The 22,050-nt window shown below is 66.6% G+C and carries 22 protein-coding genes and 2 tRNA genes; 13 read left to right on the forward strand and 11 right to left on the reverse strand.

The features are described 5' to 3' along the window. Positions 1-225: 225 nt before the first annotated feature. A complete protein-coding gene (dcd, locus tag ACTCB7_RS08485) occupies positions 226-792 on the forward strand; it encodes a dCTP deaminase (protein ID WP_463006313.1) in 567 nt (188 codons plus the stop codon). A 235-nt stretch (positions 793-1,027) separates the two neighbouring features. Here the strand turns inward: dcd and purN are convergent, their stop codons facing one another. Continuing rightward, a complete protein-coding gene (purN, locus tag ACTCB7_RS08490) occupies positions 1,028-1,765 on the reverse strand; it encodes a phosphoribosylglycinamide formyltransferase (protein ID WP_463006314.1) in 738 nt (245 codons plus the stop codon). Next, on the reverse strand, positions 1,762-2,838 hold the full coding sequence (gene purM, locus ACTCB7_RS08495; protein WP_224420993.1) for a phosphoribosylformylglycinamidine cyclo-ligase: 1,077 nt from the start codon (positions 2,836-2,838) through the stop codon (positions 1,762-1,764). Before purM ends, purN begins: the two co-directional genes overlap by 4 nt. A gap of 111 nt (positions 2,839-2,949) precedes the next feature. Between purM and ACTCB7_RS08500 the strand changes: the two genes are divergently transcribed. Beyond that, positions 2,950-4,029, forward strand: coding sequence for an AI-2E family transporter (locus tag ACTCB7_RS08500; protein ID WP_163649347.1), 1,080 nt, complete (start codon positions 2,950-2,952; stop codon positions 4,027-4,029). After that, complete coding sequence (hda, locus tag ACTCB7_RS08505) at positions 4,026-4,727, forward strand: DnaA regulatory inactivator Hda (RefSeq protein WP_463006315.1); 702 nt, start codon at positions 4,026-4,028, stop codon at positions 4,725-4,727. The genes ACTCB7_RS08500 and hda overlap by 4 nt, the downstream gene beginning before the upstream one ends. A 3-nt stretch (positions 4,728-4,730) precedes the next feature. On the opposite strand, the gene ACTCB7_RS08510 is transcribed toward hda, so the two are convergent. After that, positions 4,731-5,150 (reverse strand): secondary thiamine-phosphate synthase enzyme YjbQ, encoded by a 420-nt coding sequence (locus tag ACTCB7_RS08510; protein WP_163649349.1) that lies wholly within the window; start codon positions 5,148-5,150, stop codon positions 4,731-4,733. A gap of 186 nt (positions 5,151-5,336) precedes the next feature. On the opposite strand from ACTCB7_RS08510, the gene ACTCB7_RS08515 reads away from it, so the two are divergent. Next, positions 5,337-6,716, forward strand: coding sequence for a class II fumarate hydratase (locus ACTCB7_RS08515; protein ID WP_463006316.1), 1,380 nt, complete (start codon positions 5,337-5,339; stop codon positions 6,714-6,716). A gap of 70 nt (positions 6,717-6,786) precedes the next feature. Here ACTCB7_RS08515 and ACTCB7_RS08520 read toward each other — a convergent pair whose 3' ends face one another. The 3 genes from ACTCB7_RS08520 to ACTCB7_RS08530 form a co-directional block, all read right to left on the reverse strand. Further along, positions 6,787-7,857, reverse strand: coding sequence for an endonuclease/exonuclease/phosphatase family protein (locus ACTCB7_RS08520; protein WP_463006317.1), 1,071 nt, complete (start codon positions 7,855-7,857; stop codon positions 6,787-6,789). Between the two features lie 87 nt (positions 7,858-7,944). Then, on the reverse strand, positions 7,945-9,456 hold the full coding sequence (gene glpD, locus ACTCB7_RS08525) for a glycerol-3-phosphate dehydrogenase (RefSeq protein ID WP_463006318.1): 1,512 nt from the start codon (positions 9,454-9,456) through the stop codon (positions 7,945-7,947). A gap of 136 nt (positions 9,457-9,592) precedes the next feature. After that, positions 9,593-10,399 (reverse strand): DeoR/GlpR family transcriptional regulator, encoded by an 807-nt coding sequence (locus ACTCB7_RS08530; protein ID WP_463006319.1) that lies wholly within the window; start codon positions 10,397-10,399, stop codon positions 9,593-9,595. Positions 10,400-10,607: 208 nt separating this feature from the next. On the opposite strand from ACTCB7_RS08530, the gene glpK reads away from it, so the two are divergent. The 3 genes from glpK to ACTCB7_RS08545 all read left to right on the forward strand — a co-directional run bounded on the left by glpK (position 10,608) and on the right by ACTCB7_RS08545 (position 12,420). Next, entirely contained in the window at positions 10,608-12,101 is a 1,494-nt protein-coding gene (glpK, locus tag ACTCB7_RS08535) for a glycerol kinase GlpK (RefSeq protein WP_463006320.1), read from the forward strand. A gap of 124 nt (positions 12,102-12,225) precedes the next feature. Next, a tRNA-Val gene (locus tag ACTCB7_RS08540) sits at positions 12,226-12,302 on the forward strand. Positions 12,303-12,343: 41 nt separating this feature from the next. After that, positions 12,344-12,420: transfer RNA gene (locus ACTCB7_RS08545), tRNA-Val, on the forward strand. A gap of 53 nt (positions 12,421-12,473) precedes the next feature. Here the strand turns inward: ACTCB7_RS08545 and ACTCB7_RS08550 are convergent. The 5 genes from ACTCB7_RS08550 to ACTCB7_RS08570 form a co-directional block, all read right to left on the reverse strand. After that, positions 12,474-13,427, reverse strand: a complete 954-nt coding sequence (locus tag ACTCB7_RS08550; protein WP_463006321.1) for an alpha/beta hydrolase — start codon at positions 13,425-13,427, stop codon at positions 12,474-12,476. A gap of 256 nt (positions 13,428-13,683) precedes the next feature. Continuing rightward, on the reverse strand, positions 13,684-14,148 hold the full coding sequence (locus tag ACTCB7_RS08555; protein WP_463006322.1) for a GAF domain-containing protein: 465 nt from the start codon (positions 14,146-14,148) through the stop codon (positions 13,684-13,686). Between the two features lie 75 nt (positions 14,149-14,223). Continuing rightward, entirely contained in the window at positions 14,224-14,970 is a 747-nt protein-coding gene (locus tag ACTCB7_RS08560; protein ID WP_463006398.1) for a MetQ/NlpA family ABC transporter substrate-binding protein, read from the reverse strand. A 158-nt stretch (positions 14,971-15,128) separates the two neighbouring features. After that, on the reverse strand, positions 15,129-15,782 hold the full coding sequence (locus ACTCB7_RS08565; protein WP_463006323.1) for a methionine ABC transporter permease: 654 nt from the start codon (positions 15,780-15,782) through the stop codon (positions 15,129-15,131). After that, entirely contained in the window at positions 15,763-16,806 is a 1,044-nt protein-coding gene (locus ACTCB7_RS08570; RefSeq protein ID WP_463006324.1) for a methionine ABC transporter ATP-binding protein, read from the reverse strand. Before ACTCB7_RS08570 ends, ACTCB7_RS08565 begins: the two co-directional genes overlap by 20 nt. Before the next feature lie 403 nt (positions 16,807-17,209). Here ACTCB7_RS08570 and ACTCB7_RS08575 point away from each other — a divergent pair, with 403 nt between their 5' ends. The 6 genes from ACTCB7_RS08575 (at position 17,210) to upp (ending at position 21,936) form a co-directional block, all read left to right on the forward strand. Next, a complete protein-coding gene (locus ACTCB7_RS08575) occupies positions 17,210-17,824 on the forward strand; it encodes a riboflavin synthase subunit alpha (RefSeq protein ID WP_463006325.1) in 615 nt (204 codons plus the stop codon). Positions 17,825-18,014: 190 nt separating this feature from the next. Continuing rightward, the gene (locus ACTCB7_RS08580; RefSeq protein WP_463006326.1) at positions 18,015-19,328 is read left to right on the forward strand and encodes an NCS2 family permease; all 1,314 of its coding nucleotides are present in this window, start codon (positions 18,015-18,017) and stop codon (positions 19,326-19,328) included. After that, entirely contained in the window at positions 19,328-19,876 is a 549-nt protein-coding gene (locus ACTCB7_RS08585) for an adenine phosphoribosyltransferase (protein WP_163649361.1), read from the forward strand. Before ACTCB7_RS08580 ends, ACTCB7_RS08585 begins: the two co-directional genes overlap by 1 nt. Before the next feature lie 86 nt (positions 19,877-19,962). Continuing rightward, a complete protein-coding gene (gene gpt, locus ACTCB7_RS08590) occupies positions 19,963-20,463 on the forward strand; it encodes a xanthine phosphoribosyltransferase (RefSeq protein ID WP_463006327.1) in 501 nt (166 codons plus the stop codon). Positions 20,464-20,491: 28 nt separating this feature from the next. Then, positions 20,492-21,184 carry a uracil-DNA glycosylase gene (ung, locus tag ACTCB7_RS08595; protein WP_463006328.1) on the forward strand — a complete coding sequence of 231 codons (693 nt, stop codon included), beginning with the start codon at positions 20,492-20,494 and terminating at the stop codon, positions 21,182-21,184. 122 nt (positions 21,185-21,306) lie between these two features. Beyond that, positions 21,307-21,936, forward strand: a complete 630-nt coding sequence (gene upp, locus ACTCB7_RS08600) for a uracil phosphoribosyltransferase (protein ID WP_463006329.1) — start codon at positions 21,307-21,309, stop codon at positions 21,934-21,936. The last annotated feature ends 114 nt before the right edge of the window (positions 21,937-22,050 follow it).

Genomic DNA, 22,050 nt, shown 5'->3' on the forward strand with positions numbered 1-22,050 from the left:
CCTGCGCCATGGATGGCGTAGGTAGCGCCCAAGGAGGGGTTCATAGCGCCCACTCGCAGACCTGTCGACGGGTCAGCCCCTGGTAGCAACATAAATGGTAATACCCTTGCGGAGACGGCATGGCTTTCGCCGCGCCGACGGGGCCGTTATGATAACGGCCCCGTTTTTTCGCCCGGGCTTCGATGAGTGAGGCCGCGGCGACCGAGAGAGTGCAAGGACTTCCCGATGAGCATCAAATCCGACAAGTGGATCCGCCGCATGGCCGAGCAGGAAGGCATGATCGAGCCGTTCGAGTTCGATCAGGTTCGCCATGTCAACGGCCAGCGGGTGATCTCCTACGGGACGTCCAGCTACGGGTACGATGTGCGCTGTGCCGACGAGTTCAAGGTGTTCACCAATATCCATTCGGCGGTGGTGGACCCGAAAGGGTTCGACGAGAAGAGCTTCGTCGACATCAAGGGCGATGTCTGCGTGATTCCGCCCAACTCCTTCGCGCTGGCCCGGACCGTCGAGTACTTTCGCATTCCGCGCAGCGTGCTGACCATCTGCCTGGGCAAGTCGACCTATGCGCGTTGCGGGATCATCGTCAACGTCACGCCGCTCGAGCCCGAGTGGGAAGGTCACGTGACGCTCGAGTTCTCCAACACCACCAACCTGCCGGCGCGGATCTATGCCAACGAGGGCGTGGCACAGATGCTGTTCCTCGAGTCCGACGAGGAGTGCGCGATCTCCTACAAGGATCGCGGCGGCAAGTACATGGGGCAGAGAGGCGTGACCCTGCCGCGGACCTGAAAAAGCGTCGATTTGCTGCTGCGCTTGACATCCTGGCCTCCGGCGGTACTCAAAATCCTCGTGTAGGAAGCTACACTCCGGTTTTTGCGCTCCGGCGGTAGCCAGCCTGCCATCGCTCGCTACGCAAATCACCAGCTTTTTGGGGATGCTTGAAGCAACGAAGCGTCAAAAGCAACACAGCCCCGCCGGCTACCCGGCGGGGCTGTGTTGCTTTCGGGGCGGGCGGAGGCGTCGGTTACTCCTCGATATCCTCGTCCAGTTCCTCGGCGGCGTCCGCGTGGGAGAGCCGCATGCCCTGCGGCGGCAGCGGCACGCCGTCGAGCGTCGGCCCGTCGGTACCGAGCTGGAGGCGCCCCTCGAGAAACCAGCGCACGGCGATCGGGTAGATCAGGTGCTCGCGGGCGTGGATGCGCTCGATGATCGTCTCCTCGGTGTCGCCGGGACGAAGCTTCAGCACCGCCTGCATCACCACCGGGCCGCCGTCGAGCTCCTCGGTGACGAAGTGCACGCTGACGCCGTGCTCCTCGACGCCGTCGGCGAGCGCCCGGGCGTGGGTGTTCAGGCCCTGGTAGGCGGGCAGCAGCGAGGGGTGGATATTGAGCAGGCGGCCATGGAAGCGGTGCACGAACATCGGGGTGAGGATGCGCATGAAGCCGGCCAGCACCACCAGGTCGGGCTCGTGGCGCTCGATCACCTTGATCAGCGCGCCGTCGAAGGCCTCGCGGCTGTCGTACTCGCGGTGGGGCAGGGCGACTGCCTCGATGCCGGCGTCATGGGCGCGCTTGAGGCCGTAGGCGTCGGCCTTGTTGGAGATGACCGCGACGATCTCGCCGCCCAGTTCGCCGTAGGACTGGGCGTCGATCAGCGCCTGCAGATTGCTGCCGTTGCCCGAGATCAGCACCACCACCCGGCGTGGCTCGGCCGTCTCGGCGGTGAAGTCGTTGAGGGTGTCGGTGGTCGACTCGTCGCTCATGCCTCGAGATTCTCCAGTCGTACCTGTTCCTCGTCGCCCTCGCGGGAGACGATCTCGCCGAGGGTGACGACCTGCTCGCCGGCGCCCTCCAGATGGGCGCGGGCCGCCTCGGCCTGGGCCGCCGGCACCACCACGACCATGCCGATGCCGCAGTTGAGCACGCGGTACATCTCGCGCGCGGCGACGTTGCCCTTTTCCTGCAGCCAGTCGAAGACCGCGGGACGCTGCCAGGCGGTGACGTCGACACGCGCGGCGAGGGTCTCGGGCAGGACCCGCGGCAGGTTCTCGAGCAGGCCGCCGCCGGTGATGTGCGACAGGGCATGGACGGCGACGCCGCTTTCGCGGATCAGCGACAGCAGCGGCTTGACGTAGATGCGCGTCGGCGCGAGCAGGGCGTCGCCCAGCGGCCGGCCGTCGAGGTCGGCCTGCAGGTCGGCGTCGCTGACCTCGAGGATCTTGCGGATCAGCGAGTAGCCGTTGGAATGCGGCCCGGAAGAGACCAGGCCGAGCAGCACGTCGCCTTCGCCGACCCGGCTGCCGTCGAGGATCTCGGACTTCTCGACCACGCCGACGCAGAAGCCGGCCAGATCGTAGTCGCTGCCCTCGTACATGCCCGGCATCTCGGCGGTCTCGCCGCCCACCAGCGCGCAGCCGGCCTGCAGGCAGCCCTCGCCGATGCCGCTCACCACGTCGGTGGCGATGTCGACATCCAGCTTGCCCGTGGCATAGTAGTCGAGGAACTGCAGCGGCTCGGCGCCGGCCACCACCAGGTCGTTGACGCACATCGCCACCAGATCGATGCCGATGGTGTCGTGACGCCCCAGGTCCATGGCCAGGCGCAGCTTGGTGCCCACGCCGTCGGTGCCGGTGACCAGCACCGGCTGGCGGTAGCCGGCGGGCAGCTCGCACAGGGCGCCGAAGCCGCCCAGGCCGCCCATCACCTCGGGGCGATGGGTGCGCCTGGCGACTCCCTTGATGCGTTCCACCAGGGCGTTGCCGGCATCGATGTCCACGCCGGCGTCCTTGTAGCTCAGGGAGGGGGGCTGTGATGGATCGGCGTCGCTGCGGGTCATGGCGTGTCCTGTCGAAGTGACCTAGAGGTGAAAGCGCGCGCATTGTAGCATCGCGCCTGCCGGGGTGCATCGGCAGGCGCGGTTCCCGTCAACGGCTTGCAAGGACGAGACATGACACGTCAACACATCTGGATACTGCTGGGCCTGGCGGCCGTGCTGTGGCTGCTGGTGCTGCTCGAGCCGATCCTGATGCCGTTCTTCATCAGCATGATTCTTGCCTACCTGGGCGACCCGCTGACCGACTGGCTGGAAGCCCGCGGGCTGTCGCGGCGGCTGGCGGTGAGCGTGGTGTTCCTGGTGCTGTCGCTGGCCCTGGGGCTGGCCGTGCTGGTGATGGTACCGCTGCTCGGCCGGCAGCTCGGTCAGCTGATCGACGCCCTGCCGGCGATCTTCAACTGGGTGCAGGGCACCGTGCTGCCCTGGGTGCGCGAGGTCTCGGGCATCGACCTCAGTACCGACTTCGAGTCCCTGCGCCAGGCGCTGATGGCCAACTGGAAGGAAACCGGCACCTTCGCCGCGGGCCTGCTGGCGCGGGTGTCCCGCTCGGGGCTGGCCCTGGCGCTGTGGGTCGCCAACCTGGCGCTGATTCCGGTGGTGACCTTCTACCTGCTGCTCGACTGGGACCGCATCAAGGCCCAGGTGCGCGATCTGCTGCCGCGGCGGCTGGAGCCGACGGTGACGCGGCTGGCCCTGGAGTGCGACGAGGTACTGTCGGCCTTTCTGCGCGGCCAGCTGCTGGTGATGCTGAGCCTCGGCATCGTCTACGCGGTGGGGCTGACGCTGGCGGGCATCCAGTTCGGCGTGCTGATCGGCCTGCTGGCCGGGCTGGCGAGCATCGTCCCTTATCTGGGAGTGATCGTGGGGCTGGCCGTGGCGGCACTGGTGGCCTTCTTCCAGTACGGGGATCTCGTCCACCTGCTGGGCGTGGGGGCGATCTTCGCGGTAGGCCAGATTCTCGAGGGCGTCGTGCTCCAGCCGCTGCTGCTCGGCGACAAGATCGGCCTGCATCCGGTGGCGGTGATCTTCGCCGTGATGGCGGGGGGGCAGCTGTTCGGTTTCACCGGGGTGCTGCTGGCCCTGCCGGTGGCGGCGGTGATCATGGTAGTATTGCGCCATCTGCACGAACGCTATAAAAACAGTCAGTTATATGACGCCGGTGCACACCTGCCGGATAACGGAGACGACGCATGAGCACGGGGCCGGCGCAGCTGCCACTGGGCGTGGGGCTGCGTGACGATGCAACCTTCGCCAACTTCCTGCCGGGTGACAACGCGGCACCGGTGGGCCGATTGCGTGCCCAGCTCGATGACGACGGGGAAGCCTTCATCTATCTGTGGGGCGGCGAGGGCTCGGGGCGCAGCCACCTGCTGCAGGCGGCCTGCCACGAGGCCGGCGCCCGGGACAAGCGCGCGCTCTACCTGCCCCTCGACGATCTTGGGCACTTTCCGCCGCACATGCTCGAGGACATCGAGCGGCTCGACCTGCTGGCGATCGACGATCTCGACCTCGTCATCGGGCGCCGGCGCTGGGAAGAGGGCCTGTTCCACGCCTTCAACCGGCTGCGCGATGCCGGCAAGCGCCTGGTCATCGGCGCTGCCGCGGCCCCGCGTCAGTTGCCCGTGCAGCTCCCCGACCTGGCGTCGCGCCTGACCTGGGGCGTGACCTTCCATCTGCATCGGCTCGACGATACCCAGCGTCTCGAGGCGCTGCAGCTGCGCGCCCGGGGGCGGGGCATGCAGCTGCCCGACGAGGTGGCGCGCTACATCCTGCACCGGGGTCCACGCCACTTGAACGAGCTGTTCGCCACCCTCGAGCGGCTCGACCGCGCCTCGCTGTCCGCGCAGCGCAAGCTGACCATCCCCTTTGTCAAGCAGGCCCTCGACTGGTAAGACTCACTCGCCGTTGAGTGTCGCCAGTACCCGTCGCGCGCCGCCGTGCTCGCGATGTTCGCCGAGCCAGATTCCCTGCCAGGTGCCCAGTGCCGGCCGGCCGTCGCGAATCGCCAGCGTCAGCTGGGTGCCGAACAGGCTGGCCAGTACGTGGGCGGGCATGTCGTCGTCGCCTTCCAGCGTGTGCCTCAGGCCGGAAAGGTTCGCCGGGGCCAGGCGGTCGGCGAACAGCGCCATGTCATGACGCACGTCCGGATCGGCGCTCTCGTTGAGGGTCAGCGAGGCGGAGGTGTGCAGCAGCTGCAGGTGCAGCAGGCCGACGCGCAGCTCGGCGATCTCGGGCAGGGCCTCGACGAGGGCATCGGTGATGCGGTGAAAGCCGCGCGGGTGGGCGGGCAGGGTCACGGTCTGCTGGTGCCACATGGTGGGGCTCCCTGGGGTAGGGTGTGTGCGTGATGCCGTCGCCCGGCATGAGCGGGCCGGATGGCGGCCTGAAGGCCGGGGCATGGCGCCGGGCTATCCTGCCGATTCGGGAGGATGATTGGCGTCCACCCCGTGGATATCGCCACACTGTACCAAGGATGCCAGGCAATGAATCAGGAGGATGACATGAGCGAGACTCGCATCGAGCGCGACAGCATGGGCGAGCTGGAAGTGCCGGCCAGCGCCCTGTACGGCGCCCAGACCCAGCGCGCCGTGAACAACTTTCCGGTCAGCGGCCAACCGATGCCGGAGGCCTTCATCCGGGCCGTGGCGCGCATCAAGCAGGCCGCCGCCCGCGTCAATCGTGAACTGGGGCTGCTCGATGACGCGCGCGCCGAGGCCATCGATACGGCCGCCCAGGCGCTGATCGACGGTGAGCATGCCGACCAGTTCCCGATCGACGTCTTCCAGACCGGCTCCGGTACCTCGTCGAACATGAACGTCAACGAGGTGATCGCCCACCTCGCCTCGCGGGACGATCTCGAGGTCGGCCCCAACGATCACGTCAACATGGGCCAGTCGAGCAACGATGTGGTGCCGACGGCGATTCATCTGGCGGCGGCGCTGACGGTCAAGGAGCACCTGCAGCCGGCCATGACGTATCTGAAGGCGACCATCGAGCGCAAGGCCGACGCGCTCGACGACGTGGTCAAGACCGGCCGCACGCACCTGATGGATGCCATGCCGGTGCGCATGAGCCAGGAACTGGGCGGCTGGGCGAGCCAGGTCGGTCAGGCGATCGAGCGCCTGGAGGACGGCCTCGGGCGCGTCTCGCGCCTGGCCCTGGGGGGCACGGCCGTGGGCACCGGCATCAATGCTCACCCCGAGTTCGCCGCGAAGGTGGCCGAGCGGCTGGCGGCCGAGACCCATCTGCCGCTGCGCCCCAACGACAGCTTCTTCGCCAGCCTGGGCGGGCAGGACGCCGCGGTGGAGCTCTCGGGACATCTGCGCACCTACGCCTGCACGGTGATGAAGATCGCCAACGACCTGCGCTGGATGAACTCCGGGCCGCTGGCGGGGCTCGGCGAGATCGAGCTGGAGGCCCTGCAGCCGGGCAGCTCGATCATGCCGGGCAAGGTCAACCCGGTGATTCCCGAATCCGCTGCCCAGGTGGCCGCGCAGGTGATCGGCAACGACAGTGCCATCACCGTGGCCGGGCAGAGCGGCAACTTCCAGCTCAACGTGATGCTGCCGCTGATCGCCCGCAACCTGCTGGAGTCGATCACCCTGCTCGGCAACGTCAGCCGCCTGCTGGCCGACCGGGCCATCGCCACCTTCAATGTACGGCGCGACAACATCGAGGCGCCGTTGTCCCGCAACCCGATCCTGGTGACGGCGCTCAATTCGGTCATCGGCTATGACGCGGCGGCGCAGGTGGCAAAGAAGGCCTATCAGGCCGGACGGCCGATCATCGACGTCGCCGAGGAGGAGACCGACCTGTCCCGCGACGAACTCGAGACGCTGCTCGATCCGGCGCGACTGACCCGGGGCGGCGTGCCCGAGTGAGGGCCATGCCCGGCGTCGCCACGCCGGGCGTCGCTACGCCGGGCGTCGCCACGCCGGGCTCCGTCTGGCCTCAGGCCTCGCCGTCGCCCTCGCGACGGGCCTCGTGGATGGTCTCGTTGGCCTCCTGACGCTCTTCCCGGTCCGCCTCGGGCGTGTCGTTCTCGTCGGCACGCGCGGGGCGATAGCGGAAGGTGGCGATGATCGGGAAATGGTCCGAGCCGAACCGGGCCAGGCGGCGCATATCGGCCAGCGTGAAATGCTCGCTGACGAAGATGTGGTCGAGCGGCCAGCGCATCAGCGGGTACCTGGCGTGGAAGGTGCTGAACATGCCGCGCCCGCGCCGCGGGTCGAGCATGCCGCTGATGCGGCAGAAGCGCCGGGTGGTGCGTGACCAGGCCACGTCGTTGAGGTCGCCGAACAGCAGGGTGGGCTGTTCGTGCTGGTGAATCCCCTTGCCCACCAGCAGCAGTTCGCCGTCTCGCCACAGGGAGTCGTCGCTCTCGCCGGGGGCCGGCGGACGCGGGTGCACGGCATGCAGGCGCAGGCGGGTGCCACAGGGCATCGGCAGCCAGGCGTGGATCGAGGGAATGTCGCTCTGGATCAGCCACTTGACCTCGACATCCTCCAGTGGCCGTCGGGAAAACAGGTGCATGCCGTAGAGGTTGTCCAGCGGGATCTTGACGCTGTGAGGCCAGCCCTCGTCCAGCGCGCGGCTCAGCTGTTCGCCCCACCAGGCATCGGATTCCAGGGTCAACACCAGATCCGGTTGCTCGGCGTGGATCTGACGTGTCAGGTCGTCCGCGTTGCGGTTGTCGGTCAGCACGTTGGCGACCATCAGGGTCAGCTGGGCCTGCTCCGTGTCGTCGTCGGCATCGATGACCTGCTTGCGCCACAGCGGCGTCCAGGGCAGCACATGGGCGAGCTGGACGAGCATGACCAGCAGGCAGCCCAGCACGACCCCGACCTGCCAGGTGCCGGAGCCCCAGAGCAGCGCCAGCGCTCCCGTGAGCAGCGCCAGGCCGGCCAGCTGCAGGCGGGGAAAGTCGAAGCCGCGCACCCACCAGACACGCAGCGGCAGCAGGGGCATAAGGGTTGACAGCACCAGCAGCGCTGCGGCGACGGCCAGGCCGATATCGATCATGACGAGTTCCCGGGACGGGCCACGCCCTCTAGGCGTGACGTGATTGAGTCTCCATCAATAACATGAACGCCGCATCGGCACGAGCCGTCAGGTGATGGGCATGCGGGGCTGACTACGTTCGCGCAGATATTCCGCCAGGCGCTCGCGCTGGGCGGCGTTCAGGCGCAGGTAGAGCTTGCTGCGACGCCGCAGCAGGTCATCGGCGTCGACAGCCCATTCCTGATCCACAAGGTAGTCCACTTCGCAGGCGGTGAGCCCGGCGCCGAAATGCTCGCCAAGGTCGGCCTCGCTGGTGCAGCCGTCGAGGAAGCGCCGGCACAGCGTGCCGTAGCTGCGGGTGAAGCGCCAGGCGCGTGCCTCGCCGAGAAACGGGTAGTCGTGCAGCAGGCGGGCCTGAAAGGCCTCCGGAGCGTCGAAGTCACCGCCGGGCAGCGGTGTCTCGGCGGTCCAGGAGCGCCCGGCCTGGGGTAGATGCGGCGCCAAGCTACTCAGGGCGGCTTCGGCCAGCTTGCGATAGGTGGTGATCTTGCCGCCGTAGACCGACAGCAGGGGGGCGCCGGACTCGTCCAGGTCCAGGGTGTAGTCCCGGGTCATGGCCGATGGGTCGGCGGACTCGTCATCACACAGCGGCCGCACGCCCGAGAAGTGAGCCACGATGTCGTCACGGTCGAGTGTGCGCGAGAAGTGCGCATTGACGACCTCCAGCAGGTAGTCGATCTCCGCTTCGCCGACCGTGACCGTCGCCGGGTCGCCGCGATAGCGTACGTCGGTGGTGCCGACCAGGCTGAAGTCCTGTTCGTAGGGCAGCACGAAGACGATGCGTCCGTCCCGGTTCTGCAGGATGTAGGCGCGTTCGTCGGTGTTCAGGCGCGGCACGATGAGATGGCTTCCCTGGATCATGCGGATGCCGTAGCGCGGCCGGTGCTCGGTGCGCTGGCGCAGGAAGCTTTCCACCCAGGGGCCGGCGGCGTTGACCAGGGTTCTTGCCCGGCATTCGCTGCGGCGACCGTCGCGGCTGTCTTCCAGTGTGAGCTGCCAGTGACCGTCGACCTCGCGGGCTGACACGCAGCGCGTGCGCACGTGAATGTCGGCGCCGTTCTCGCGGGCCTGCAGGGCGTTGAGCACAACCAGCCGGGCGTCATCCACCCAGCAATCGGAATATTCGAAGCCACGGGTGATGTGTGGCTGCAGGGGGCTGGTGGCGTCGAAGCGCAGCGAGCGCGAGGCCGGCAGGCTGTCGCGATGGCCGAGATGGTCGTAGAGAAACAGCCCGGTACGCAGCAGCCAGGCGGGCCGCAGGTGAGGGCGGTGGGGCAGGATGAAGCGCAGCGGCCAGATGATGTGCGGTGCCTTGCCGAGCAGGATCTCGCGTTCGCGCAGAGCCTCGCGCACCAGGCGAAACTCGCGGTGCTCGAGGTAGCGCAGCCCGCCATGGATGAGCTTGCTGCTGGCCGAGGAGGTCGCCTGGGCCAGATCCCCCTGCTCGCACAGGGCGACCCGCAGGCCGCGTCCGGCGGCATCGTTGGCGATGCCCGTGCCGTTGATGCCGCCGCCGACGACGAACAGGTCGTAGAGAGGGAGGGATGACGTGCTGCCCATGCGTGGACTCCGCTGATTGCGTTCGTTGATGAAAGACAGAGTGCTTGTTTGTTTCGAAAACGAAAATAGTCTAATCGAAAACGAACATCAAGGTGCGCGCTCGTGCTGCCCGGTTTCTTCCGGGCGGCGATGCGGATCAGGCGTGCAGCGGGGCGGGTGTATTTCGGTGGGGAGTGGTGCCAGCGTCGGCCAGGTAGAGGCTGACGTCGTGGGCCTCCATCAGCGTCAGGATGCTCTCGGGTGGCTGTCGGTCGGTGAACAGGGCGTCGATCTGGGCGATGTTGCCCTGTCGAACCACGGCGTTGCGGCGGAACTTGGAATGATCGGCGGTCAGGTAGACCTGGCGGGAATTGTGGATGATCGCCTGGGCGACGCGCACCTCCTGGTAGTCGAATTCCAGCAGCGAGCCGTCATCGTCGATGCCGCTGATGCCGATGATGCCGAAGTCCACCTTGAACTGGTTGATGAAGTCGATGGTTGCCTCGCCGATGATGCCGCCGTCGCGGGAGCGCACCTGGCCGCCGGCGACGATCACGTTGAAGTCTTCCTTGTGCTGCAGGATGGCGGCCACGTTGAGGTTGTTGGTGATCACCTCGAGGCCGTGATGCGCGAGCAGGGCCTCGGCGACGATCTCGTTGCTGGTGCCGATGTTGATGAACAGCGAGGCATGATCGGGGACGTGGCTGGCCAGCAGGGCGGCGATGCGCCGCTTGGCGTCCAGATTGAGCGTCTTGCGGGTCTGGTAGGCAGTGTTGACGGTGCTGGACTCGAGCCCGGCGCCACCGTGGACGCGCCGGATCAGCCCGTCGTCGGCCAGGGCGTTGAGGTCGCGCCGAATGGTCTGGGGGGTGACGCCGAAGTCCCGGGTGAGCTGCTCGATGGAGGCATATCCCTGGCGCCTGACCAGGGCGACGATGGCGTCGTGGCGTTGCTGCTGGGTCATGGTAATCGCTGTCGGCAAGATGGGCGGGAGTCGGCGCCGCGGGCCGGCTCGTCAGACGCTATGGTATCAGGTGTGCGGCATGGCGAGAGAGGAACGTGAATGTTCTCTTGCGAAAGTCTAGTGGTGTGTCCGGTGGTGGGAAGCGAACATCGGTGCTTGTCCATCCGTTGTCATCGGGTCCGTTCATCGTCAGAAGGAGTTGTGCATCATGGCATCCTGCATCCTTGCCATCGACCAGGGGACGACCAGTTCCCGGGCCATACTGTTCGATCGCCACGGGCAGGTTCATGGCGTGGCTCAGGAGGCGTTCCCGCAGTCGTTTCCCCGGGATGGCTGGGTCGAGCATGATCCCGAGGCGATCTGGCAGTCGGTGCATCGGACCTGCCGTCAGGTGCTGGCTGATGCCAGCCTCCAGGCCGGTGATGTGGTAGCGGTGGGGCTGACCAATCAGCGCGAGACCACACTGGTCTGGGAGCGTGACAGCGGTCGCCCTGTCTATCCGGCGATCGTCTGGCAGGACCGGCGCACCGCCTCCCTGTGCCAGACGCTGAAAGAACAGGGGCACGATGCGCGGATTCGCGAGCGCACCGGCCTGCTGATCGATCCTTACTTCTCGGCGACCAAGCTGGCCTGGCTGCTCGACAGCATCGACGGACTGCGCGAGCGTGCCGAGCGCGGCGAACTGGCCTTCGGTACCATCGACAGTTTTCTGCTCTGGCGGCTGACCGGCGGCCGTGTGCACGCCACCGACGCCACCAACGCTTCGCGCACGGCGCTGTTCAACATTCACACTCAGCAGTGGGACGATGACCTGCTGGCGCTGTTCGACATCCCGCGCGCGTTGCTTCCCGAGGTGCGTGACTGCAGCGCCGACTTCGGCAGTGTCGACCCGACGGTGCTGGGCGCGCCGATCCCCATCGCTGGCGTGGCCGGTGACCAGCAGGCGGCGCTGGTCGGCCAGGCCTGCTTCTCGCCGGGCATGGCCAAGAGCACCTACGGTACCGGCTGTTTCATGGTTCTCAATACCGGCGATACGCCGGCGGTGTCGCGCAACCAGCTGTTGACCACCGTGGCCTATCGGCTCGAGGGCAAGACGACCTATGCGATGGAGGGCAGCATCTTCGTCGCCGGCGCGGCGATCCAGTGGCTGCGCGACGGCCTGGGTCTGCTTCGCGAGGCAGCCGATTCCGAGACGCTGGCGCGTGCCGCGCGGGCCGAGCACGGCGTTTATCTGGTGCCGGCGTTCACCGGGCTCGGCGCGCCGCACTGGGACCCCGGGGCGCGCGGTGCGATCCTCGGCCTGACCCGTGATACCGGCATCGGCGAGATCGTCGCCGCGGGGCTACAGTCGGTCTGCTATCAGACCCGTGATCTGCAGGCGTGCATGAGCGCCGATATCGCCACGACCGGCGACACGCTGCGCGTGGATGGCGGCATGGTGGGCAACGACTGGATGATGCAGTTTCTGGCCGACATGCTCGGCGTGACGGTGGAGCGTCCGCATGTGCTCGAGACCACGGCGCTGGGTGCGGCCTACCTCGCCGGCCTGCAGGTCGGCTGGTATCAGGGGCTCGATGATATTGCACGGCTGTGGCACGGCGAGCGCCGTTTTCAGCCGACGATGCCGGAAGCACAGCGCGAGCGGCTCTATCGCGGATGGCTGGATGCCGTGGCGCGGGTCAAGAGCGGCGAGGCGGGCTGACGCCGGTGAGGACGCCCAAGCGTTTGAGTTGGGCTGCATTTTTTCATCGAGACGGGCTTGCATTTTTCGGCGCTATCCGTAGAATACGCTTCCGTTGTCGGGGCACACGAACCGGCAAGTCGGCAGGACCGTAGCTCAGTTGGTTAGAGCGCCACGTTGACATCGTGGAGGTCAGCGGTTCAAATCCGCTCGGTCCTACCAAGCCGCTTTCGAGTGGCAATGTCGTGTGAAACTGCGTTTGCAGGACCGTAGCTCAGTTGGTTAGAGCGCCACGTTGACATCGTGGAGGTCAGCGGTTCAAATCCGCTCGGTCCTACCAGATTTCGAACGCCCGATTCCCTCAGGAGTCGGGCGTTTTCGCGTTCGTCTGATTCATGGCAGGTGCCTGTCGACGAAGCGCGTGATCTCCGTCAGCGCCTGCCGGGCCGCGGTCAGGCGCGGCGCGAATCCCACGAAGACATGCGGCATGTCGGGCCACAGGCTCAGCTTTACCGGGCTGCCGCTCTGGCTGGCCTGCTCGGCATAGCGACGGCTGTCATCGAGCAGCACTTCCGCCTCGCCGCACTGGATCAGTGTCGGCGGCAGGTTGCTCAGGTCGCCCTCGAGTGGCGAGACGCGAGGGTCGCTGACCGAGGCCGCGGGCGGCTCGCCCAGATAGAGCTGCGTGATCAGCGGCAACAGCGCGGGGTCGAGGATCGGCTCGACGTCGGCCTTGCGGTGCAGCGAATCGCTTTCCCAGCTCAGGTCGGTGGCCGGCGAGAAGGCGATGGCCGCGTCAGGGCGTCGTTGCCCCGTTGCGCCGAGTTCATTCAGGCAGGCCAGCACCAGGTTGCCGCCGGCACTGTCACCGGCGATCAGCAGGGGTGCGTCGCCGTGTTCGTCGGCCAGCCATGCCCAGGCATCGAGGCAGTCCTCGAGGCCGGCCGGGAACGGATGTTCCGGTGCCAGCCGGTAGTCGATGCTGATGACCTCGGCGCGGCAGGCCTGGGCGAGTCGGGCAGCCAGCGGGCGATGACTCGCCGCGCTGCCGGCCATCCAGCTGCCGCCGTGCACATAGAGCAGATAGCGCCCGGCGGTGCCCGGTGGCTCGTCCGGGCACAGGCGTTCGGCGGCGATGACCCGGCCGTCGCGGGCCGGGATCAGCAGCGGCTCGACGCGACAGCGAATCGTCAGAATGCTCGGGTCGGCGGCAAAGTAGCTCTCGAGCAGCCGCCGCTTGACGGTCAGGTCATTGCCGCTGGCCGTGTTCAGGCTCTTGAGGCGCTCGAAGTGGGCGAGCACGGCGTCCAGGCCTTCATGGTTCGCGCCGGGCGAGGTGGTCGTCATGGCTGTTCCCCGGGAGTCGGAAAGTGGCGTGATGGTCCGGGTTCAGCATGGCGGGTCCGGCCGATTCGGGCAATCGGTCGGGCGAGGAGGGGGGAATGCTGGCTTGGCGCACTCGGCGAGCTGCCGGCGACAGGTCGTCGAGGGAGCGCTGTGGACCCTTCCATGGGCGCTACCTCGGCCGCCCCTGGCGAGAACTCCCTCTTTGAACTGTCCTCAGGTGCCGCTCGGCACACAGCGCCGCGATAGACCGGCGAAATCAATCCAGGCGCGGTAGATCGCTGGCCGCCACGAACGTGTCGACCAGCCGTTCGATGCCGGCCTGGTCGGCGGCGCTGAAACGGGCCGGGCTCGGACTGTCGAGATCCAGCACGCCCCACAGCCGGCCGTCGACGATGATGGGCACCACCAGTTCGGAGCGTGAGGCGGCATCGCAGGCGATATGATCGGCCACGGCATGCACGTCATCGACGCGCTGGGTCGCGTGGCTGCGGGCTGCGGCGCCGCACACCCCCTTGTCGAAGGGAATCGGGTTGCAGGCCGGCTTGCCCTGGAAGGGGCCGAGCACCAGGGTCATCGGGCGACGGTGCAGGTAGAAACCGGCCCAGTTCAGCTCGCCGACCTCCTGCATCACGAAGGCGCAGGTCTGGGCGGCGTTGGTCAGCCAGTCGCGGGTGTCGAGCAGGGCTGCGAGCTGACGCTCGAGCAGGGCGTAGTCGGTCATGGAAGGCTCCTTGGAAATGACTCGGGCCGGCAAGGCCGGCCCGAGAAAACGGTGCGTGCGTGACGAGCGGTGGACTTATTTCCAGCCGGGCACCGCGCCGCCCTTGAACAGCTCGTCGGCCTTGTCGATCACCGCCTGGCTGTGATAGGCGTCGACCAGCTCCTGGATCGCCTCGCGGTCCTGGTCGCCTTCGCGCACCACGATCAGGTTGACGTAGGGCGACTCCGGGCCTTCCTTGATCAGGGCGTCATCCAGGCTCAGGCCGGCGGGCTGGGCGAAGGTGTTGTTGATGAACGCCATGTCGACGTCCGGCAGCACGCGGGGCAGCTGGGCGGCCTCGATCTCGCGGAACTCGAAGTCATGCGGGTTCTCGGCGATGTCGATCGGTGTCGCCTCGAGGTTGTTCGGGTCGTTGAGCGTGAGCAGGCCCTTGTTGTGCATCAGGATCAACGCCCGGCCCTCGTTCGACGGGTCGTTGGGCAGCGCGATGGTGGCGCCATCGGGCAGTGCGTCGATGCTGTCATACTTGTCGGAGTAGGCGCCGATCGGGTAGACGAAGGTGCGCCCGGCGATGGCGAACTTGTAGCCGCGATCGCGAACCATCGACTTCATGTACGGCTCGTGCTGATAGGCGTTGGCATCCAGACTGCCGTCGGCCAGGGCGGCGTTGGGCGTGACGTAGTCGGTGAACTCGACGATCTCCACGTCGAGGCCGTACTTGTCCTTGGCGATCTGCTTGGCGACCTTCATGACATCGGTTTCCGGACCGGCCACGGTGCCGACCTTGATGTGGTCGTCGGCGGCCTGGACGCTGCCGATCATGCCCAGGCCCAGCAGGGTGGCGCCCAGCGCCTTGGCGATTGCATGCTTCATGGTTGCGCTCCTTGTCTCGATTTGCGCGCTCGTTCCGCGCGTCATGTGCGAATTATAAGGCATAAACGCGGTATTTATAATTCTTTTCTGTTATTAATCCAATAGGCTTACTTGTGGTCGCTCCGGCGGACCAGGTAGTCGCCGAGCATCTGAAAGCCCTGTACCAGCACCACCAGGATGACCACGGTGATCAGCATGATGGTGGGATTGAAGCGGTTGTAGCCGTAGCGGATGCCCAGATCGCCGAGGCCGCCGCCGCCCACGGCGCCAGCCATCGCCGAATAGCTGATCAGGGTGACCACGGTGATGGTCAGGCCGGTGATGATGCCGCCGCGGGCCTCGGGCAGCAGCACCTTGGTGATGATCTGGTAGGGTGTGGCACCCATCGACTGGGCGGCCTCGACCAGCCCCGGCGGCACCTCGTTCAGCGCCCCCTCGACCAGCCGGGCGACAAACGGAATGGCGGCGATGGTCAATGGCACCGCGGCGGCGTTGGTACCGATCGAGCTGCCCACCAGGGCCCGCGTGAAGGGGATGATCGCCACCATCAGGATGATGAACGGGATCGAGCGGCCGATGTTGGTGACGATGCCCAGTACCCGGTTGGTCAGCGGTTGGGCGAGAATCTGCCCGGGACGGGTGACATAAAGCAGCACGCCCAGCGGCACGCCCAAAGCCGCCGCGATGAGGCCCGAGACGGCGACCATGTAGAGGGTGTCGAGCGTGGCTTCGAGAATCAGTTCAAGCATCGCGCTGGACATGGCCGAGCACCTCCACTTGCAGGTCGTGGGATTCGAGGTAGGCGAGCGCCTCGCGGGTCTTGTCGGCGGGGCCGATCAGTTCGGCGATCATCAGCCCCAGCGTGCGGTCCTGAATCGACTCCACCTTGGCTTCGAGGATGCTGACGTCGATGTTGCAATCCCGGGCCAGCCGCGACACCAGCGGCGTGGACACCGAGTCGCCGGTGAAGGCTAGACGTACCACCGGGTGGGTGTCGTCGCCGGGCTGGGCGGCGAGGCGGTCGACCAGTGCCTGTGGCGGCTCGAGCTCGAGGAAGGCGTTGAGAAACTCGCGCCCGAGGCGGGTCTGCGGGGCGGTGAAGAAGTCGCCGACGTCGGCTTCCTCCACCAGTTCGCCGGCGGAGATCAGGCTGACGCGATGGCAGATGGTCTTGACCACCTCCATCTCGTGGGTAATCAGCAGGATGGTCAGGCCCAGCTTGCGGTTGATGTCCTGCAGCAGCTCGAGGATCGACAGCGTCGTCTGCGGATCCAGCGCCGAGGTGGCCTCGTCGCACAGCAGCACCTTGGGGCGGCTGGCCAGAGCGCGGGCGATCGCCACGCGCTGCTTCTGGCCGCCGGAAAGCTGGGCCGGGTACATGTCCCGCTTGTCGGCCAGGCCGGTGAGCTCGAGCAGCGGCTCGACGCGCTCGCGAATCTCGCGCTTGGCGACGCCCATCAGCTCCAGGGGAAGGGCGACATTGGCGAACACGGTGCGCGACGACAGCAGGTTGAAATGCTGGAAGATCATGCCCATCCGGTGGCGGGCCCGGTTCAGGCTGGCGGCATCGAGCGCGGTGAGTTCCTCGCCGTCGACGAACACACGGCCGGTGGTGGGGCGCTCGAGCAGGTTGACGCAGCGGATCAGCGTCGACTTGCCGGCGCCGGACAGGCCGATGACGCCGTGAATGGCGCCTTGCGGGACGTGCAGATGCACGGGCTTGAGGGCGTGAATCGCCTGCTCGCCCGTGCCGTAGGTCTTGGAAACGTTGTCGAGAGTGATCATGGGCCAGGTCGTGTCGCGGCGCGATTGCCGGGCGGAGGGCGCTGCCGGGCGAAAAAAAGGCCACCCTGTCGGGTGGCCATCAACGCTGGACACACCCTTTTAGCTGCACTTTCCGCACAGCAGCCCGAGGGCTTCTGGCGGAGGCGCCCGCAAGCCGGGATCAAATCGGCGCCTGAAGAATATCCGCGAAATTTTATAGGGGTGGTCGAAACCCGTCAACGATTTCGGGATATGTCGCAAGGCAGGGTCGTCCCATGCAGGATATCTTGCTGTAAGGAGGTGCTTCTGTGAGAAGATCCTTGGCGGGATGGCCGGTGTGAATGACGGGCGGGGGCTGCGCTCGCCGTGGACGCGCCCATGTGGCGTTCACTAGACTGGCCGCTTCACTTCAGGGAGACGCAAGATGTTCACGGGTATCGTTCAGGGGACCGCGGAACTGGTGGCGGTGGAGGAAGCACAGGAATTCCGTACCCATGTGCTGGCCCTGCCGGCTGCACTGCGCGAGGGACTCGAGCTCGGCGCCTCGGTGGCGCACAACGGCTGCTGCCTGACGGTGACGGCGATCGACGGCGAGCGGGTGAGCTTCGACCTGATGCGCGAGACGCTGCGCTTGACCAACCTGGGCCAGCTGGCGGTCGGCGACCGCGTCAACGTCGAGCGGGCGGCGCGCTTCGGCGACGAGATCGGCGGGCATGCCATGTCGGGGCACGTGATCGCCATGGCCGAGCTCGGCGAGATCGACGAGGCGCCCAACAATCGCCGACTGTGGTTCACTCTGCCGCAGCCCTATGAGCGGTTCCTGTTCGAGAAGGGCTACATCGGTATTGATGGTATCAGCCTGACCATCGGCGAGGTCCGGGGGCAGCGCTTCTGCGTCAACCTGATCCCGGAAACGCTGGCCCGCACCACGCTGGGCGAGCGCGTGCCGGGCGACCGGGTCAACATCGAGATCGACCCGCAGACCCAGGCGATCGTCGAGACCGTGGAGCGGGTGCTGGCGGCGCGGCAGCCCGCCTGAGTCGTGTCGCGTCGAAGGGGCGTTAGTGGCGGCGATGGCACGATCGTCGGCACTTGCTTATAAAGGGAGGGCTGCCGCCCCGGTGGCCCGACTGGCCTCGGCGCGGATGGCTCGCGTCGCCGTGACCCTTTGGGTACCATAGGCGGCTTTTCATGATCCCTGGAACCTGACGCGAGCGCGGGGCTGGCCAATGCTGAAGCGACGACTCAATAACTACTTCAAGCTGGACGAACACGATACCACGATACGCCGGGAGGTCATCGGTGGCATCACGACCTTCCTGACGATGGCCTACATCATCTTCGTCAACCCCAGCGTGCTCTCGCAGGCCGGGATGGACCAGGGGGCGGTGTTCGTCGCCACCTGCCTGGCTGCGGCGATCGGCTGTCTGATCATGGGGGCCTGGGCCAACTATCCGGTGGCGCTGGCGCCGGGCATGGGGCTCAACGCCTTTTTCACCTACACCGTGGTCATGGGCATGGGCAAGAGCTGGGAGGTAGCGCTCGGCGCGGTCTTCCTCTCCGGGGTGACCTTCTTCCTGCTCAGCATCTTCCGTATCCGCGAGTGGATCATCAACTCGATCCCGATCTCGCTGCGGCTGGGCATTGCCGCGGGTATCGGCTTGTTCCTGGCGATCATCGCCCTGGAAAACGCCGGCATCATCGTCGATCATCCTGCCACGCTGCTGACGCTGGGCGATCTCTCCCAGCCGCCGGCGCTCTATACCCTGGCCGGCTTCTTCGTGATCACCGCACTGTCCTATCTGCGCGTCACCGGCGCGGTGATGATCGGCATTCTGGGCGTGACCGTGGTCGGCATCCTGCTGGGCCACAATCAGTTCGGCGGCCTGGTGTCGATGCCGCCGTCGGTCGAACCGGTGCTCTTTCACCTGGATATCGCCGGTGCGCTCGATGTCAGCATGCTCAGCGTGATCTTCGCCTTCCTGTTCGTCGATCTGTTCGACACCGCCGGTACCCTGATCGGCGTGGCCCATCGCGGCGGCCTGCTGGACAAGGACGGCAAGCTGCCGCGGCTCAATCGGGCGTTGATGGCCGACAGTTCGGCCACCATCAGCGGTGCGTTGCTGGGCACCTCGTCCACCACCAGCTACATCGAGAGTGCCTCGGGCATCGCGGCCGGTGGGCGCACCGGATTGACCGCGGTGGTGGTTGCCATCCTGTTCCTGGTCAGCCTGTTCTTCGCGCCGCTGGCCGGTTCCATCCCCGCCTATGCCACCGCGGGAGCGCTGCTCTACGTCGCCGTGCTGATGTGCGGCAGCCTGGCGCATGCCGACTGGGACGACGTCACCGAGGCGGCGCCGGTGCTGATCGCCGCCCTGGCCATGCCGCTGACCTATTCCATTGCCAATGGCATCGCCCTGGGCTTCATCAGCTATGCGCTGATCAAGCTGTTCTCCGGGCGTCACCGTGATCTCAACCCGGCCGTGGTCGTGTTGTCGGTGCTGTTCATTGCCAAGTTCCTGTTCCTCGACGGAGGCCATTGATGAGTAGTATCTACGGGGACTACATCAAGTCCGTGATTCGCACCGTGCCCGACTGGCCGCAGCCGGGGGTCAACTTTCGTGATATCACGCCCGTACTGCAGAACAGCGCGGCGTTCCGCAAGCTGATCGACAGCTTCGTGCATCGCTATCAGGAGATGGATCTCGACGCTATCGCCGCGATCGATGCGCGGGGTTTCATCATCGGTGCGCCGGTCGCCTATGAGCTGGGCTGCAGTTTCGTGCCGGTGCGCAAGAAGGGCAAGCTGCCGTTCCGCACCATCAGCGAGACCTACACCCTCGAGTACGGCGAATCCACCGTGGAGCTGCATTCCGATGCCTTCCGCGAAGGCGATCGCATCCTGATCATGGATGACCTGATCGCCACCGGCGGTACCATGCTGGCCGCCGCCAAGCTGATTCAGCGTAGCGGCGGGCAAGTGGTCGAGACCGCCACCATCATCGATCTGCCCGAGCTGGGTGGTTCGCAGAAGATTCGCGAGGCCGGCCACGGCGTCTTCGCGGTGTGTTCCTTTCTCGAGAGCGACTGACGTCGCCTCCTGACCTCGCGCCGCCACTGTCTTGCCGCCTCGGCGAGCCGGTGGCGGCGCGTTTCCTTTCACAGGTAGCTTCCTCTATGTCAGCCGATCGTTACCATCAGCAGTTCACGGTGTCCTGGGACCAGCTGCATCGCGACGTGCGTGCGCTGTGCCACAAGCTCATCGAGCGTGACTTCAAGGGTATCGTCGCCATCACCCGTGGCGGCCTGATCCCGGCGGCGCTGATCGCCCGAGAACTCGACGTGCGCCTGATCGATACGGTGTGCATCAAGAGTTACGACCACATGGACCAGAGCGAGCTGGAGGTGGTCAAGGGCGTCGATCATGACGGTGCCGGCTGGCTACTGGTCGATGACCTGGTCGATACCGGCCGGACGGCCCGGGCGGTGCGCGACATGCTGCCCAGGGCGCACTTCGTGACCGTCTATGCCAAGCCGGAAGGGCGCCCGCTGGTCGACCAGTACCTGACCGAGGTTGCCCAGGACTGCTGGATCCAGTTCCCCTGGGACATGGGTGTCGCCTATGTCGAGCCGCTGGTCGAGCAGATGCGCCAGCCGGCCGACGGGCGCAGCGACTGAGTCGCCGGCGACACAGACGAGGCAGACGATGACGCAGATTCCCTTGCCCGACAGCTGGGCCCGCCATCTGGGGGGTGAATTCACCGCACCGTACATGCAGGCCCTGCGTGACTTCCTGGCCCGCGAGAAGGCGGCGCGCAAGGTCATCTACCCGCATTCTTCGAACTGGTTCCGGGCCTTCGATCTCACGCCGCTGGACCGGGTGAAGGTCGTGGTGCTCGGCCAGGATCCGTACCACGGCCCCGGCCAGGCTCACGGTCTGTGCTTCTCGGTGCGCCCGGGCGTGCCCGTGCCGCCCTCCCTGCAGAATATCTACAAGGAGCTGGCGGCCGACGTCGGCACCACACCGGTCAATCACGGCTTTCTCGAGCGCTGGGCCGAGCAGGGCGTGCTGCTGCTCAACAGCGTGCTGACCGTCGAGCGCGGCAACGCCGGCGCCCATCGCAACCAGGGCTGGGAAACCTTCACCGACCGGGCGATCCAGGTCGTCAACGAGCAGTGCGACGGCGTGGTGTTCCTGCTGTGGGGCAGCTACGCCCAGAAGAAGGCCGCCTTCGTCGATCGCGACCGGCACCTGGTGCTGCATGCTCCGCATCCGTCGCCGCTGTCGGCCCATCGCGGCTTTTTCGGTCAGCGACACTTTTCCCGCGCCAATGCCTTTCTGGCCGAGCGGGGGCGTTCACCCATCGACTGGCAGCTGCCGGTCGAGGTGCCGGCGTGAGGCGTTGACGGACGGTCGGCGGGTTTGACTTAACCCGTCGGCCCCGGCGCGCTAGAATGGCGCGCGATTTTTCGGGGCCCCGGGTCCCGATCCGCCCAATTTGCCTCGCAAGGGACCCCGCCATGAGCGTTCATGCCATCCAACATCCGCTGGTCAAGCACAAGCTTGGCCTGATGCGCACCGCCGACATCAGCACCAAGAGCTTCCGTGAGCTGGCCGGCGAGGTCGCCAAGCTGCTGACCTACGAGGCCACCCAGGATCTCGAGCTGGAGCCGCAGACCATTCAGGGCTGGAGCGGCCAGCCGATCGACGTCGAGCAGCTCAAGGGCAAGAAGGTCACCATCGTGCCGATCCTGCGCGCTGGTCTGGGTATGCTGGACGGGGTGACCGACCTGATTCCCAGTGCCCGCATCAGTGTCGTCGGGCTCTACCGCAACGAGGAAACCCTCGAGCCGGTGCCCTACTTCGAGAAGTTCACCAACGATCTGGACGAACGGCTGGCGATCGTCATCGACCCGATGCTGGCCACCGGCGGTTCGATGGTCGCCACCCTGGACATGCTCAAGGCGCGGGGCTGCCCGCTGATCAAGGTGATCGTGCTGGTGGCGGCGCCGGAAGGCATCCAGCGCGTGCAGCAGGCCCATCCGGATGTCGAGATCTACACCGCGTCCATCGACGAGCGGCTCGACGAGAACGGCTATATCGTGCCCGGTCTGGGCGATGCAGGCGACAAGATCTTCGGCACGCGCTGACCGGCCCTCCACAGCCGTCACGCTATCGCCCCGGGGTCCCTGACGTCTGGGGCGTTTTTTCGCGCGGCCTGCGGAGGGAGCCCGGCCGCTTAGCCGCTCCCCTGGAGAGAGCGG

Source organism: Modicisalibacter sp. (genome assembly GCF_055145905.1).

Coding starts and splice junctions, on each gene's coding strand:
- purN (WP_463006314.1), bottom strand. CDS start 1,765: ATGAGCGACGAGTCGACCACCGACACCCTCAACGACTTCACCGCCGAG.
- purM (WP_224420993.1), bottom strand. CDS start 2,838: ATGACCCGCAGCGACGCCGATCCATCACAGCCCCCCTCCCTGAGCTAC.
- ACTCB7_RS08565 (WP_463006323.1), bottom strand. CDS start 15,782: ATGTCCAGCGCGATGCTTGAACTGATTCTCGAAGCCACGCTCGACACC.
- ACTCB7_RS08555 (WP_463006322.1), bottom strand. CDS start 14,148: ATGACCGACTACGCCCTGCTCGAGCGTCAGCTCGCAGCCCTGCTCGAC.
- glpK (WP_463006320.1), top strand. CDS start 10,608: ATGGCATCCTGCATCCTTGCCATCGACCAGGGGACGACCAGTTCCCGG.
- ACTCB7_RS08520 (WP_463006317.1), bottom strand. CDS start 7,857: ATGATCGATATCGGCCTGGCCGTCGCCGCAGCGCTGCTGGTGCTGTCA.
- ACTCB7_RS08515 (WP_463006316.1), top strand. CDS start 5,337: ATGAGCGAGACTCGCATCGAGCGCGACAGCATGGGCGAGCTGGAAGTG.
- glpD (WP_463006318.1), bottom strand. CDS start 9,456: ATGGGCAGCACGTCATCCCTCCCTCTCTACGACCTGTTCGTCGTCGGC.
- upp (WP_463006329.1), top strand. CDS start 21,307: ATGAGCGTTCATGCCATCCAACATCCGCTGGTCAAGCACAAGCTTGGC.
- ACTCB7_RS08560 (WP_463006398.1), bottom strand. CDS start 14,970: ATGATCGGCAGCGTCCAGGCCGCCGACGACCACATCAAGGTCGGCACC.
- ACTCB7_RS08570 (WP_463006324.1), bottom strand. CDS start 16,806: ATGATCACTCTCGACAACGTTTCCAAGACCTACGGCACGGGCGAGCAG.
- ACTCB7_RS08510 (WP_163649349.1), bottom strand. CDS start 5,150: ATGTGGCACCAGCAGACCGTGACCCTGCCCGCCCACCCGCGCGGCTTT.
- dcd (WP_463006313.1), top strand. CDS start 226: ATGAGCATCAAATCCGACAAGTGGATCCGCCGCATGGCCGAGCAGGAA.
- ung (WP_463006328.1), top strand. CDS start 20,492: ATGACGCAGATTCCCTTGCCCGACAGCTGGGCCCGCCATCTGGGGGGT.
- ACTCB7_RS08580 (WP_463006326.1), top strand. CDS start 18,015: ATGCTGAAGCGACGACTCAATAACTACTTCAAGCTGGACGAACACGAT.
- ACTCB7_RS08575 (WP_463006325.1), top strand. CDS start 17,210: ATGTTCACGGGTATCGTTCAGGGGACCGCGGAACTGGTGGCGGTGGAG.
- ACTCB7_RS08585 (WP_163649361.1), top strand. CDS start 19,328: ATGAGTAGTATCTACGGGGACTACATCAAGTCCGTGATTCGCACCGTG.
- gpt (WP_463006327.1), top strand. CDS start 19,963: ATGTCAGCCGATCGTTACCATCAGCAGTTCACGGTGTCCTGGGACCAG.
- ACTCB7_RS08530 (WP_463006319.1), bottom strand. CDS start 10,399: ATGACCCAGCAGCAACGCCACGACGCCATCGTCGCCCTGGTCAGGCGC.
- ACTCB7_RS08500 (WP_163649347.1), top strand. CDS start 2,950: ATGACACGTCAACACATCTGGATACTGCTGGGCCTGGCGGCCGTGCTG.
- ACTCB7_RS08550 (WP_463006321.1), bottom strand. CDS start 13,427: ATGACGACCACCTCGCCCGGCGCGAACCATGAAGGCCTGGACGCCGTG.
- hda (WP_463006315.1), top strand. CDS start 4,026: ATGAGCACGGGGCCGGCGCAGCTGCCACTGGGCGTGGGGCTGCGTGAC.